The following is a 13,788-nucleotide window of genomic DNA, read 5'->3' on the forward strand; positions in this document are numbered from 1 at the left end:
GTCGAAGCCCTCGAAGGTCTTGGGCTCGCGCCTGGGCAGCCTGCTCAGCCTCAGCAGCGTCTCGATGGAGGCGAGCCTCCCGGAGCGCCGCGTCTATAATCTCCTGTAGGTCATCGTGTCTCTCGTTCACCTCAATGGTCCTCCTAACGCCGGCGTGTTGGCACCACCAGCGTAGTGGCGGCGGGGAGGCACGGTGGCCATTATTCGGTGACCGGGATTGGTCAAAATCGTTTGACTATTAGCGGCTAAAATCGCCCGGCGCTAACACCGAATTGGGGATATGATACAAACCGCTGTTCCGCCCAAGGAGGTTATCCATCATGAACGAATCATATCGCCTGGGCGAGCAATCGATTATTGCCTATCTTCAGCGACTTGCGAATGGCATCTCGACCGCCGAACTCGATGTTGCCGCGCTGCCTGCTGAGCTACGCGCCGTTGGCGAGCAACTGCAAAAGACGCACGCCATCCTGCAGCAAGAGCGCCGGCTGCTTGAGAGCAACGCCTATATCGACCCGCTCACCAACTTGGGCAACCGCAACGGATTCGACCGTCACGTCGAGCAACTCTGGCACAAAGGCGACCCCTTCACCTGCGCCTATATTGACATCGACCATCTCAAACATTGCAATGATAGGTTTGGCCACGCCGAAGGCAATCGCTATATTCTGGGTATCTGCCGCACGCTCTCCGAAACCATGGAGCACGATGAGATGCTGTTCCGTATCGGTGGAGACGAGTTTGTGCTCATCTCGCTCTCCGCAAACGAGACTGAACTCGAGCAGCGCTTGGAGCAGGTACGTGCCGGGCTGATCGAGGCGAGCTCAGGTGGCAAGGCGCCCATGATCGGCAGCTTTAGCTTTGGCTGCTCGCGCGTCGATCCACTTGCCGGCGACACGCGTCGCCAGATGACGATGGATGCCGATCGCAAGATGTATCGCTATAAGCTTATGCATCGTGTGCAGCAACCGAAAGACGATGACGCGCCGCAACGCCCAATCGTCGAACAGCTTCCCTGCAACGACCGGGTGTTCCAAGCGATCTCCATGAGCTCCGAGACGCGCTATCCGTTTATCCTCAATCTCGATACGGGAGAATCGCAATGGTCGGTTAACGCCGTGCGCGATTTTGACCTGCCCTCCCAGCACCCTTTTAACTCACTCGACATGTGGCTCGCCCGCGTTCATCCCGAGGACCGCGACAACGTACGTGTCGAGCTCGACATGGTGATAAACGGCACGTGGCACTTCCACTACATGCAGTATCGCGTAATGGATGCCACCGGAAAATACGTGCTTTGCGACTGCACGGGCTACCGCTTGGACGGCACCGATACCGAGCCCAGCATGTATGTGGGCATTATCGTCAACCGAAGCCTAGCGGATACGACCGACTCGGTAACGGGCCTGGGCGATGTCCACGCACTGGTCAACGCTATTGGAGAGATGCGCCACGTGCCGCACGAGGCAGGCTTTATTGCCATTAAGGTCGACGATATCGCCGAGGTCAATGCCCGCTTTGGATTCGATGCAGGCGACCGCGTGCTCGCCGAAAGCGCCGCCTGCCTCATGGATTGTTCGCGCGGCAAGGGCCGCCTGTTCCGCTCGACGGGGCCGATGTTCGTGGCTCTTTTCGACGACTTTGATCCCGAAGAAACCGATGCGATTGCAGAGGAAATCGAGCGGTTCCTGGGTTCGCCCGTGCTCTTTGGCCCATTTGAATATCAGCCGCCCATTCGCGTGGCCACGCTCCATCTGGACGGCGTCGACCGTCAGCCCGTTTCGATTTTGAACGAGCTCAAAGCGTTGCTCGGGAAAGCCGTGCAGGTGCCAGGTACCAAACTGGATTAGCGCCGCGCCCGCGCCGCCTCCCCCATCGTGCGATAATCCTCTGCAGAAGTCACCAAAAGCAGAGGGAGTTTGTGATGAAGGTTCTTTTGGTCAATGGCAGCCCCAAGGCAAACGGCAACACCGCCCGCGCACTCGCCGAGGTCGCCGAGCAGCTCAACGCCGAAGGCATTGATACCGAGGTGTTTCAGCTGGGCGCCAAGCCCATTCGCGACTGCATCGGCTGTGGTCAGTGCGGCAAGCTTGGCGGGCGCTGCACCTTTGACGATGACGTGGTGAACGAGCTCATCGCTGCCGCCGAGCAGGCAGACGGCTTTGTCTTTGGCTCGCCCGTCTACTATGCGCACCCCAGCGGACGCATCCTTTCGGCCCTCGATCGCGCCTTCTATGCCGGCAGCACGGCCTTTGCGCACAAGCCGGGCGCTGCCGTCGCCGTCGCCCGTCGCGGCGGTACGTCGACGACCTTCGACGTGCTCAACAAGTACTTCACTATCAACCAGATGCCCGTGGTAGCCTCCACGTACTGGAACAACGTCTTTGGTGCCATGCCGGGCGAGGCCACCCAGGACGCCGAGGGCCTGGCCACCATGCGAAACATCGGCAAGAACATGGCCTGGCTTCTGCATTGTATCGAAGCAGGGCAGGCCGCCGGCATCGAAGCCCCCGAAGCCGATCGCGAGCGCACCAACTTCATCAGGTAGAACGGCGGAACATGAATATCCAGATTATTGGCACCAAAAAGTCTTTCGACACCAAGAAGGCGCAGCGTTATTTTAAGGAGCGCCGCATTAAGGTGCAGTTTATCGACCTTAAGGAAAAGGAGATGAGCAAGGGCGAGCTCACGAGCGTGATGCAGGCGGTCGGCGGCATCGACAAGCTGCTCAACCCCAAGGCTAAGGACGAGGAGACGCTCGCGCTCATCCAGCACCGCACCCCTAGCCAGCGCTTCGATAAACTGCTCGAGAATCAGCAGGTTCTAGCCGAGCCCATCGTGCGCAACGGCAAAAAGGCCACCGTCGGTTATTGCCCCGATGTGTGGGGAGCCTGGGAGTAGCCTGTGTTATTTGCCGGCGCGTGGGTATAAGAGCAGGCGTTTGGCATAAGATTTAACTGTAAGCCATGTCTAACAAAGGAGGGCACATGCCCAACAAACCCGTGAAGATCATCATGCTTACCGGATACCTCGGTGCCGGCAAGACCACGCTGCTCAACCACATCCTCGCTAACGACGGCGGCATCCGCGCCGCCGTGATCGTCAACGATATCGGCGAGATCAACGTCGACGCCAGCCTTATCGCCGACGGCGGCCTTTCCGAGACCGACGACCTCATCCCGCTCACCAACGGCTGCATCTGCTGCACGCTTTCGGACGACCTTGCTAACCAGCTGCAGGGCATCGCCGATTCGGGCAACTTCGACTACATCATCATCGAGGCTTCGGGCATTTGCGAGCCTATCCCCATCGCCTACACCATCTCGAGCTTCTGCGACGAGGCCAAGGTGGGCGGCGAGCCCAAGCTCGCGCTCGACAACATCGTGGCCGTGGTCGACTGCGCCCGCATGTACGACGAGTTCAACGGCGGTCGCGACCTGCTGGCTGAGGATATCGACGAGGACGACATCGAGAGCCTGCTCATCCAGCAGATCGAGTTCTGCTCCACGCTGATCCTCAACAAGACCGATACCGTGAGCCCTGAGCAGATCGCCGAGCTCAAGGCCATCGTGCGCAGCCTGCAGAAAGACGCCGTGATCGTCGAGGCCCAAAACGGCGAGGTCCCCATGGAGGAGCTGCTCGATACCGACCGCTTCGACTTTATGCGCGCCTACAACTCCGCCGCTTGGATCGAGGCCATGGAGCATCCCGAGGAGCACGACGACCCCGAGGTGCTCGAGTACGACATCGAGACCTTTGTGTACTCGCGCCGTAAGCCGTTTGACCTGCAGAAGTTCACCGATTTTGTTGAGCAGGAGTGGCCCGACGAGGTCATTCGCGTCAAAGGCCCGCTGTGGCAGACCGGCGATCCGGACATGTGCTACATGTTTGAGCAGGCCGGCCACCAGATGCGCCTGATGGAGAACGGCCTGTTTGTCGACTCGGCGCCCGAGGGCGAGAAACAGAAGATCATCGACGAGAACCCCGAGATCATGCAGATTTGGGACGACGAGACGGGCGACCGTATGACGAGCCTGTGCATCATCGGCCGTCACATGGACAAGGATGCGCTCATCGCCTCCCTCGATGCCTGCCTGACCGACTGGCACCGCGCCTAGGTTTATCCAAGCGGGTATTTTTCCGCTTACGTAACCGCCAAACCACCACGAAGGTGCCCTTCGTGGTGGTTTTTCGTTCTGAGCCAAGGAGATTCATGTTCAACATTGTGCTGTATGCGCCCGAGATTCCGGCCAATACGGGCAATATCGGCCGCACCTGCGTGGTTACCGGCACCCGCCTGCATCTGGTGGAGCCGCTGGGGTTTTCGCTCGACGACAAGACGGTGCGTCGCGCCGGACTGGGCTACTGGCAAAACTTGGACGTGACGACCTATGCCAGCTGGGAGGATTTCCTTGCGCGTAACGGCCTCTCCCCTACCGACGAGCGTCTGCATCTGCTGACCAAAAAGGCGCGCAGGACCTATGCGCAAAGCACCTACCGTGACGGTGACTACTTGGTCTTTGGCAGCGAGAGCTCGGGCATTCCCGAGGAGCTGCTCGCCGCGGCGCCCGAGCGCTGCGAGCGCATCCCCATGCTGCGCGATTGCGACTCACTCGATAACGCCGAGACTTGGGAAGCTCACGAGGAATCGCTCGGGCATACCGAGGACAGCCACGAGGCCATCCTGCAGCAGGATATCTGCGGCAACTTCGTTAACCCCGACGACTACCGCATCAGCGCGCTCAACCTCTCCAACAGCGCCGCCATCGTCCTCTACGAGGCGCTACGACAAACGGGCTTTGCAGGGATGTGACAAAGGAGCCGTCCCTTTGTCACATTCAAGCGCCACGCCGATGACACACACGCCTAATTGATGCTCCAGATAAAGAGCCCTCACTTTTAATCAGAATTAACTAAAGTAAAATAAAGTTAAACGGCGGTGTGAAAGGAGAGCCGTGTGAAATATCTCGAGAACCCGTTTACCCCTAGCTTTGGCGAGGTTCCTGCCCATCTCGCTGGCAGACAACAGATTATTCGGGATTTGGACCGTGCCTTCTTGAGCCAGCGCAGGCGCCCAGAATTGACCTCGATCTTCTCAGGCGCGCGTGGAACCGGTAAAACCGCTCTCATGTCGTCGCTCGCGACAAGGGCGGAATCCCACGGCTGGATAGCCGTAAAGACGACCGCGCTCCCGGGAATGCTTGAGGAAATCGAGCTCGGGACGAAACGCGCCGCAGCCCATCTCATCGACTCGTCCAACCACTTCGAAGTCACCGGTCTCGGAATTGCACCGCTCGGCAGCATCGAGGTCAGTCGCGTTCACGATGCCTCAACCTGGCGTTATCGCATGAGCGACATCATCGACCAGCTCAACGAGGCGGGCACCGGTCTGCTCGTCACGGTTGACGAGGTGGACCCGACACTCGACGAGATGATCCAACTCGCAGCCACGTATCAGCACTTTGTGACCGATGGGAAACGCGTCGCCCTGCTCATGGCGGGACTTCCCAACAACGTCTCGACGTTGCTGAACCACAAGACGGTCTCGTTCCTTCGCCGCGCCCAACAATATCATCTGGGTCGCATTGCCGACTATGACGTGCGCGAGGCCTTGATTCGCACAATTCAGGAAAACGATCGCCTGGCAGATGCTGAGGGAATCGATAGAGCCGTTCGCTCGATCTCTGGTTTTCCCTTCCTATTGCAACTCGTAGGCTACCGTGCCTGGGATCTCACAAGCGATTCGAAGGAAATCTCGTCACGCGACTTTGACCTGGGAATCAAAATCGCGCGCGACGAGATGGACGACCGAATCCTCGCGGCAACCTATCGGAAACTCACTGCAGAGGACAAGCGATTCCTCATCGCCATGCTCGATGACGAGGAAGAGTCCACCACCGCTGACCTTGTCGTGCGCCTTCGGCGTTCGCCGCAGCAGGTCTCCCGCTACCGACGCCGCATGATAGACGCCGGCATCATCGGGGAGCGAGGACGAGGGCTCGTCGCATTTGAATTGCCATTCTTCCGTGACTATCTCGCCGCTCAATGCGTGAAATAGAAGTCAATGTGGCAAAGGGGCGGCCCCTTTGTCACATTGCCTATAGGTAGCGGCCGGTGATGCTTGCGGAGCAGGCCGCGATGTCGCCCGGCGTGCCGGCGCAGACGATTTGCCCGCCGGCGTCGCCACCGCCTGGGCCCATGTCGATCACGTAATCGGCGTTACGGATAAGGTCGAGATCGTGTTCGATCACGATAACCGTGGCGCCCTTGGCAACAAGGCCGTCGAACACACTCAGCAACACCTGAACATCGAGCGGATGCAGTCCGATCGTGGGCTCGTCGAATACGAACACGGCATCGTCCTGCACGCGGCCCATCTCGCTCGCGAGCTTAAGGCGTTGTGCCTCGCCGCCCGAGAGCGCCGGCGTGGGCTCACCGAGCGTGAGATAGCCCAAGCCTAGGTCATGCAAGGTCTGCAAGCGCGCCTGGACTTTCTTGAGTCCCACCGTGGCGTCGAGGGCCTCGTCCACACTCATGTCCATGAGCTGCGGCAACGTAAGCAAGCTCCCGTCCTTGCCCTCGCGATGGATATGCGAGGCGGCCTCGGCGTAGCGCGAACCACGGCATGCCGGGCAGATGATCTCGACGTCGGGCAAAAACTGCACGTCGAGCGATATCGAGCCCGTGCCGTCACACGTAGGGCAGCGCAAGGCGCCGGTGTTGTAGCTAAAGGCGCCCGCCTTGTAGCCGGCTGCCTTAGCCTCAGGCGTACGGGCGAAGGCGCGGCGCAGCTCGTCATGAATGTCGGCATAGGTCGCTACCGTCGAGCGTACGTTGGCGCCGATGGGCGTAGCGTCAATCAGATTTGCGCGGCCAATGCCCTCGGCATCGACCCAACGCACGTGCCCCGGCAAGCGCTCGCCAGCTGCCTGCGCCTTAAGTGCAGGAATGAGCGTCTCGAGCACGAGCGTCGTCTTACCCGAACCCGAAACGCCCGTCACCGCGACAAGGCGGCCGCGCGGGATATCAACCTCGAGCAGCTTGACGGTATGGATGGCATCGGTTGCCATGCGGATATGTCCCTGGTCGAACATTTCGTCGTCAGTCACCTGCGGACGCAAGCGCTTGAGCTCGGCGCGCAAAAACGGCGCGATACGGCTGCCCTGCGATTGCTCGACCTCGTCTACCGTACCAGCGGCGATTACACTGCCGCCGCCTGCTCCGGCAACGGGGCCCATCTCGACCAGATAGTCGGCTTCCGCCAGTACGCGCGTATCGTGGTCGACAACAACCACGGTGTTGCCGTCATCCACCAGATCGCGCATCACGCCCACCAAGCCGTCGACATTGGCGGGATGTAAGCCGATCGAAGGCTCGTCCAGCACATAGAGCACGCCCGTCGATCGGTTGCGCACCACGCGGGCGAGCTGAACGCGCTGGCGCTCACCCGTGGAGAGCGTGGCACCAGCGCGGTCGAATGAAAGGTAATCGAGACCCAGGTCGACCAGACGACGGGCCACGCTCAAAAACGAATCGCAGATATCCGTCGCCATGGGCCGCATCTCGGGCGGCAAGGATGCGGGCACCCCGCGCACCCACTCAACCGCATCGCCAAGCGTCATGGCCGCGGCCTGCGCCAGATTGATACCGCACACCTGGGGCTGGCGCGCAGCCTCGGAGAGACGCGTGCCGCCGCAATCGCGGCATGCTCCCTCGCGCAAAAAGCGCGCAACGCGTTTGAGGCCCTTGTCGTCCTTAACCTTGGCGAGCGCATTCTCGACGGTATAGACGGCGTTGTAATAGGTGAAGTCGAGCGGCGTGGCACCCTCGCCGTTTTTGGGAACGTAGAGAATGTGCTTCTTAACCGCCGGGCCGTGGAACACGATGTCGCGTTCTTCAGGCGTGAGCTGGTTAAACGGCACATCGGTGCGCACGCCCATCTCGCCAGCCACTTGCTTCATCAGATCCCACATGAGCGTACCCCAGGGAAGCACCGCGCCCTCGTTGATAGTCTTTGACTCATCGGGCACCAGGCTCGCTTCGTCCACCTCGCGCATAACACCGGTGCCGCCGCAGGTGGGACAGGCACCGCCGCTGTTAAAGGCAAGGTCCTCGGCGCTCGGCGCGTAGAACTCGCGACCGCATGCAGGGCACGTGAGCGACAGGCCCGCAGCCACGTTAAGGCTCGGCTCCACGCGCGCCCCGCAGTGCGGACACACGTGATGGGCGCAACGGCTAAAGAGCAGGCGCAGGCTGTTGTTGAGCTCGGTCATGGTACCAAAGGTCGAGCGCACGCCCGGCACGCTGGGGCGCTGATGCAATGCGAGCGCCGCCGGTACGTGCAATACCTCATCCATCTGGGCGTGTTCGGCCTGCGTCAGGCGACGTCGAGTATAGGTGCTGAGCGCTTCCAAGTAGCGGCGCGAACCCTCGGCATAAAGAACCCCCAGTGCCAGCGAACTCTTGCCCGAACCCGATACGCCGGCAATACCCACCAGCTTTCCCAGCGGAATATCGATATCGATGTCTTTGAGGTTATGGACGCGCGCGCCGCGTACCTCGATAGCCTGCGGGCTCATCTTCTGTTCCGTCACCTTTATCACCCTACTCATGCCATAAAACTCGATCGCGAATGTACGCGCCCAGCATGGGCACGGTAAACCGGACGAGGCCGTATCCGGCAGCCTCGATGACGCGCTCGCGAATCAAGCTTGCGCGATATTTACTCGCCCAGCTTTGGGTACGATCACAACGCTCAATGATATCCGCCATGCGCGTCGGCTTGCCCTCGTCAGCCGCCATGGCTTCAATAAAGAGGCGCTGTGAGCTGCGCAATCCGTAATACAGGGGCGCGTCGACCGCTTCATAGAACTCGGAGATGGCATCCACGTGCCCAGCCTCAACATCGCGCTCTTCAATGACCTGCGAGTCACGCCGAATGGCAGACCGCCACATGTAATATCCCACCAGCTGAACCATATAGGGATGCCCCATGCTCTTGTGTGCCGCAAGATCAGCCGTCCCCGCGTCAACGTAAAGACCAGCGTTTTTGACCGTCTGGATATATGAATCGCGCACCTTGGGCAAAGAAATCGCCCCCAGCGTACGCTGCTGGGCACGCCGCAAAAACGTCACGCTCGGCTCTTCGAGCAGATCGTCAACCATACTGGGTAAGCCGGCAAACACCAGCGCGAGACCGCGCTGGTCGCTATCGGACAAGCCCGTGGCATCCTGGTCTCCGAGCACCTGCTGATAGAGAACGGCAAGGGCCGCCAGCTCCTCGATAGACGCCGATTGTGCCTCGTCAATCGCAAACAGCATGCCTTTGCCTGGATCGAGCTTCTTAAGGCGCTCGTTGACCAGCCCGCGCAGCGTTTCACCCTTTGCACGCGCCGCCTCGACCGACATGCGCCCGAATGATGGACCGAGTTCCATTGACGTCACAACGGGTTTATTCGAGCGAAGTGCATCGGCCAAGCGGTCGCATAAGCCAAGCGAAGCGGAATCGGAGACAACCGCCCATCCGCGCTCATTGGCTAGACGTTGCAGCTCCCGCAGGAGAACCGTCTTGCCGCAACCGCGGTTTCCCGTAATGAGCATGAGCCTGCCCGGCGCTCCGGCGCCGTTATCGAGCCCTTCCTCGAAATCTTCAATGACCGACTCGCGACCGATGAGTATCGGAGGCCGCTTGCCAGCCGTGGGCTTAAAGGGATTTGGATTCATGTCGGCCTCCTCGGATTGGCAAACCTTGGCAATAGTTATACCAACTTGTACCGAGTTATACCAATTTAATCTGACAAAGGGACTGACAATTTGTCACGCTGGCACCAAAACCAATTTGTCAAGGACTAGAGGACCAGAAAACCTACCATTTCTACCCCGTCCCCTAATGGCACATGTGGCCGAAAAACTCGGCATCTGCTGCTCGCCAGGGGCGGAAGGTGGAGGGATCGACCTTTACGTGCGCCGCGGCGGGTACGTCGTACCATTTGACCGTGTAACCGGCACCGTGAGAGCAAAAGACCGAATCAGGCGTGTTGGGCAGATCGGCCTCGGGCTCATAGGCGGCCGTCTCGATTACGCGCTCGGCATCATGGCAAGCCGCATAACCGGCGAACTCCAGGTACAGATGACCGCGGCCGCTTGTGTAGGCAGCTACCTCCAGGGCATAGTCCTGCACCTCGGATGCCGGCACGCGACCCACAAGCTTCGCCCGGTCCCCCGCCATCGTCGGCGGCTCGTACTCGGCACCCATGCGCGTGGCATCCGAGAGCGCCCGGCCCACGCACTCCCCCGGCACCTCGAGCTCAAAGCGATACCACGGCTCCAGCAGCACCGCCGCGCCGGCCTCACGCGCCTGCATCAAACCCTGGCGAATCGCGCGGTACGTGGCCTGGCGAAAGTCGCCGCCCTCGGTGTGTTTGGCATGCGCACGGCCACCTGTGAGCGTAATGCGTACATCGGTGATGGGCGAGCCGGTCAGCACGCCCAGGTGATCGCGCTCCATGGCGTTAGTAAGTGCCAGACGCTGCCAGTTAAGATCGAGCTCGTCGGTCGAGGTCACGGTGCCAAACTGCACGCCCGAACCCGCTGGCAACGGCTCCAGGCTCAGATGCACCTCGGCATAGTGGCGCAGTGGCTCAAAGTGGCCCACGCCCTCGACCGGCTGCGAAATCGTCTCCTTATAGAGGATGCCGCCGGGCTCAAACTCGACCGCAAGGCCAAAACGATCGGCCAGCACGCGCTGCACGACCTCGAGCTGCACCGCTCCCATGAGCTGCAGATGTATTTGTTCAAGATGCGTGTTCCAGCTTACGCCGAGCATGGGATCTTCGTCCGCCAACTCAGTCAGCGCTTTGAACACCGCATGGACATCGTGTTCGCCCGGAAGCACCGTATAGGTGAGGACCGGCGCAATGACAGGTGCATCGCCCGCAGGCTCCGCGCCCAGGGCGTCCCCCGGGCGAACGTGCGCAAGACCCGTCACGGCACAAATACCGCCAGCGGCAACTTCTTGGGCAAGCTCGTATTTCTCGCCGTTATAGATGCGCACCTGGTCGATCTTTTGCTCCCATGCCTCGGCACCGGAACGTCCGTTAATCATCTGCTTGGCATGCAGCGTGCCGCCGGTCACTTTAACCCATGCCAAGCGCTCGCCGCGATCCCCGCGGCTAACACGATAGACACGCGCGGCAAACTCCGGGAGCCACGTCTGTTCACGCATAAGCGCGCATATGCCGTCGAGCAGCTCGTCCACGCCTTGGTCCTTGAGCGCCGAGCCGGCAAAGCAAGGAAAGAGTTTTCGCTCGGCGACCATGCGCGACAGCGTCGCGACGGAAAGCTCACCCGCCTCAAGAAACTCCTCGAGCGCCGCTTCGTCCAACGCAGCAGCGTCCTCCTGAACGGCGCCGCCCGCCAGCAGTTCGTTGGCATCCAAGCAGCCTTCGGAAAGCCTCCGGCCGAGCTGCGCCAGCAAAACATCGCGGCCGGGATTCTCCAAATCGATTTTGTTGATATAGATGAACGTCGGGATCTCATAGCGCGCAAGCAGGCGCCACAGGGTTTCGGTGTGCCCCTGCACGCCATCGTTGGCACCCACAACCAAAATCGCGTAGTCCAGCGCGCGCAATGTGCGCTCCGCCTCGGCAGAAAAATCGACATGGCCGGGAGCGTCCACGAGCATAACGTGGGTGTTGCCGTGGTCGAGCACAGCCTGTGATGAGAAAATCGTGATGCCACGCTCGCGCTCGATCGCGTTCGTATCCAGATGCGAATCGCCATCGTCCACGCGGCCGCGCTTGCGAATGCGACCAGCGTTGAACAGCATGGCCTCGGCCAACGTGGTCTTGCCGGCATCGACATGCGCCAAGATTCCAACGACCGCTTGCTTCGACATGGCTCTCCTCTTATTGCAGGCCCATCGCACGCGGCAACGGGCGTTCACGCTCCACACTGGATGATACAATTTACGGGCCGGCGGGCGAAGCGGGCCCTATCCCCCGACCGAGCTCATCGCCCCGCGTTGCCGCGCGGCGATTTTCGTAGGTTCGCGCCTTGCGAAAGCCGGCTTGCAAAACAGCGCAGCGAACGAAAATGGCCCCACCCGGAGCCATTTTCGTTCGCGCGAATTGTTGATACGCGTCTCCGCTCTTATGCCTCGCGCAGCCAGTCAAACGCAACACGCGGTGTGCCGTCTGACACATACACGATGCCGGCGCGCTCAAATCCCGCCTTGATGCTCGCACCCTGCATGGGCAGGTTGTCCTGATGCGTGTCGATGCGCAGGTGATCGGCACGCTCTTTGGCAAAGGCAAACATCGCAGCCGCGATACCGTGCACGGTGCCGTCGGACGCCACACGGTGCAGCACGGCGTACGGAGTGTCGCTGCGCCATTGACCATCCTCAACTACGTCATAGCACTCGTCCGGGCCCGGCAAAAAGGCAAACGTCGCCACCACGCGGCCGTCAACTTCGCACACATAGCTGCCATCGGCGGCGATATCGCTTTTGAGCTGCTCGGCAGAAGGCGTGCCCTCGGGCCACTGCGTGGCGTTGCCATGCGCGCGCATAAAGGCGCGGGCCGCGTCATAGATAGCCATGACGGCGGGAATGTCGGTATCGAGGGTTTTTCTGATCATCACGCGGCGACCTCACGTTTATTGGTATCACTTTGATTGAGCAATGATACCAACGTTTTGAGAAGGGCGCGAAGCAGATGGGGAGCAAAAAGCGAGCCGCCTGGTCAAAGGCCAAAAGCGAGTTTTTGGGCGCTGCCACCGGCGGCGATATGAGCGACCTGTTTGCGCGCGAGGACGAGCGCCGCGACGCCCTGAACGCCGAGCGCGATGAAGCCTGGCGCTACAAGTCGTGCGAGCGAAAAAACCGTTACGACACGCGCGCCGAGGCCGAGGCCGTTATGGCCGACTGCGAAAACCGCGGGCGGCGCGGGCTGGCCTGCTACAAATGCGAATACTGTGGCGGATGGCACCTGACGTCGTACCCTTGGAAATAGGCACCGCATCGGCACGGCATTGACGGAGCGCCAGCCATCGCACGCAAGCTACGGGCGCGGCGGCACCAAAACATCGTAGCGAACGGCCTTGCCCGCAAGCTGATAGCTCGGCTTAACGCCGGCAAGCAGTGGCCCCTTCACCGGCCGCTTGATAACGACCTTGCGCGGGCGCGCCGCAAGCGCCGCCTCGACCAGCGATTCCTCGTCGGCGCATGGCTGCTCTAGATGATGTAGGATCTGGAACTTCTTTTTAACCGCCGCGCTCTTGGTGCGTTCGGGAAACATGGGGTCCAGATACACCACGTCGGGAGTCGCGAGCTTGTCCTGCTCGATCAGCTCAGTTATATGGCGAAGACCGGCAATGCTGTCCTCGCCCGCATGAAGGCGCATGCGGGCCACGGCAGCCGCAAGCGCCGGATCATCTGCCGCGCGATCCAGGGCATCCTTGAGGAGCACCGCGATCACGCAATCCTGCTCATACAGATCGACGGTAAAGCCCGCGGCAGCCAGCAGCAGCGAATCCTCGCCAAAGCCTGCCGTGGCGTCAATCGCCCATGGGCTCTCGATGCCTTTTGTGCGCGCAGCCTTTACCAACAGCTCTTGCTGCAGACGGCCCTGCTTGAGCCGTGGAAGCATGCGGGTGAAATCGGCACGCAGCTCCATCGTGCCGTCGGTGAGCGTGAGGCCCTCGGACTTCCCGGTCAGCTCAAGCCCCGCGGCCCGAGCAACAGAAAAGGGATCGACGACGCCCATGGACACTCCTTAACAAGCAAAA

Annotated in this window: 12 protein-coding genes; 7 read left to right on the forward strand and 5 right to left on the reverse strand. The window is 60.7% G+C overall.

The window, feature by feature from the left end:
- Positions 1 to 320 precede the first annotated feature (320 nt).
- The 6 genes from I2D57_RS08000 to I2D57_RS08025 all read left to right on the forward strand — a co-directional run bounded on the left by I2D57_RS08000 (position 321) and on the right by I2D57_RS08025 (position 6,058).
- A complete protein-coding gene (locus I2D57_RS08000) occupies positions 321 to 1,850 on the forward strand; it encodes a diguanylate cyclase domain-containing protein (protein WP_195362096.1) in 1,530 nt (509 codons plus the stop codon).
- Between the two features lie 74 nt (positions 1,851 to 1,924).
- On the forward strand, positions 1,925 to 2,548 hold the full coding sequence (locus I2D57_RS08005) for a flavodoxin family protein (RefSeq protein WP_195362097.1): 624 nt from the start codon (positions 1,925 to 1,927) through the stop codon (positions 2,546 to 2,548).
- Positions 2,549 to 2,559: 11 nt separating this feature from the next.
- Positions 2,560 to 2,901 (forward strand): arsenate reductase family protein, encoded by a 342-nt coding sequence (locus I2D57_RS08010; protein ID WP_195362098.1) that lies wholly within the window; start codon positions 2,560 to 2,562, stop codon positions 2,899 to 2,901.
- Positions 2,902 to 2,987: 86 nt separating this feature from the next.
- Entirely contained in the window at positions 2,988 to 4,118 is a 1,131-nt protein-coding gene (locus tag I2D57_RS08015; protein WP_035137003.1) for a GTP-binding protein, read from the forward strand.
- Positions 4,119 to 4,213: 95 nt separating this feature from the next.
- Positions 4,214 to 4,813: a tRNA (cytidine(34)-2'-O)-methyltransferase gene (locus tag I2D57_RS08020; protein WP_195362099.1), complete on the forward strand. Its 600-nt coding sequence runs from the start codon at positions 4,214 to 4,216 to the stop codon at positions 4,811 to 4,813.
- Between the two features lie 144 nt (positions 4,814 to 4,957).
- Positions 4,958 to 6,058: an ATP-binding protein gene (locus I2D57_RS08025; RefSeq protein WP_195362100.1), complete on the forward strand. Its 1,101-nt coding sequence runs from the start codon at positions 4,958 to 4,960 to the stop codon at positions 6,056 to 6,058.
- A gap of 40 nt (positions 6,059 to 6,098) precedes the next feature.
- Here I2D57_RS08025 and I2D57_RS08030 read toward each other — a convergent pair whose 3' ends face one another.
- The 4 genes from I2D57_RS08030 to I2D57_RS08045 all read right to left on the reverse strand — a co-directional run bounded on the left by I2D57_RS08030 (position 6,099) and on the right by I2D57_RS08045 (position 12,639).
- Positions 6,099 to 8,612, reverse strand: a complete 2,514-nt coding sequence (locus tag I2D57_RS08030; protein WP_195362101.1) for an excinuclease ABC subunit UvrA — start codon at positions 8,610 to 8,612, stop codon at positions 6,099 to 6,101.
- The gene (locus I2D57_RS08035; RefSeq protein ID WP_195362102.1) at positions 8,605 to 9,723 is read right to left on the reverse strand and encodes an AAA family ATPase; all 1,119 of its coding nucleotides are present in this window, start codon (positions 9,721 to 9,723) and stop codon (positions 8,605 to 8,607) included. Before I2D57_RS08035 ends, I2D57_RS08030 begins: the two co-directional genes overlap by 8 nt.
- A 163-nt stretch (positions 9,724 to 9,886) precedes the next feature.
- On the reverse strand, positions 9,887 to 11,896 hold the full coding sequence (locus I2D57_RS08040; protein ID WP_195362103.1) for an elongation factor G: 2,010 nt from the start codon (positions 11,894 to 11,896) through the stop codon (positions 9,887 to 9,889).
- Positions 11,897 to 12,150: 254 nt separating this feature from the next.
- A complete protein-coding gene (locus I2D57_RS08045; protein WP_195362104.1) occupies positions 12,151 to 12,639 on the reverse strand; it encodes a GNAT family N-acetyltransferase in 489 nt (162 codons plus the stop codon).
- Positions 12,640 to 12,716: 77 nt separating this feature from the next.
- Between I2D57_RS08045 and I2D57_RS08050 the strand changes: the two genes are divergently transcribed.
- Positions 12,717 to 13,013: a hypothetical protein gene (locus tag I2D57_RS08050; protein ID WP_195362105.1), complete on the forward strand. Its 297-nt coding sequence runs from the start codon at positions 12,717 to 12,719 to the stop codon at positions 13,011 to 13,013.
- A gap of 48 nt (positions 13,014 to 13,061) precedes the next feature.
- Here I2D57_RS08050 and I2D57_RS08055 read toward each other — a convergent pair whose 3' ends face one another.
- Positions 13,062 to 13,766: a class I SAM-dependent methyltransferase gene (locus I2D57_RS08055; protein WP_195362106.1), complete on the reverse strand. Its 705-nt coding sequence runs from the start codon at positions 13,764 to 13,766 to the stop codon at positions 13,062 to 13,064.
- Between the last annotated feature and the right edge of the window lie 22 nt (positions 13,767 to 13,788).

Origin of the sequence: Collinsella aerofaciens (assembly GCF_015553355.1) — a bacterium.
In the GTDB taxonomy this organism is placed as follows: Bacteria; Actinomycetota; Coriobacteriia; order Coriobacteriales; family Coriobacteriaceae; genus Collinsella; species Collinsella aerofaciens_V.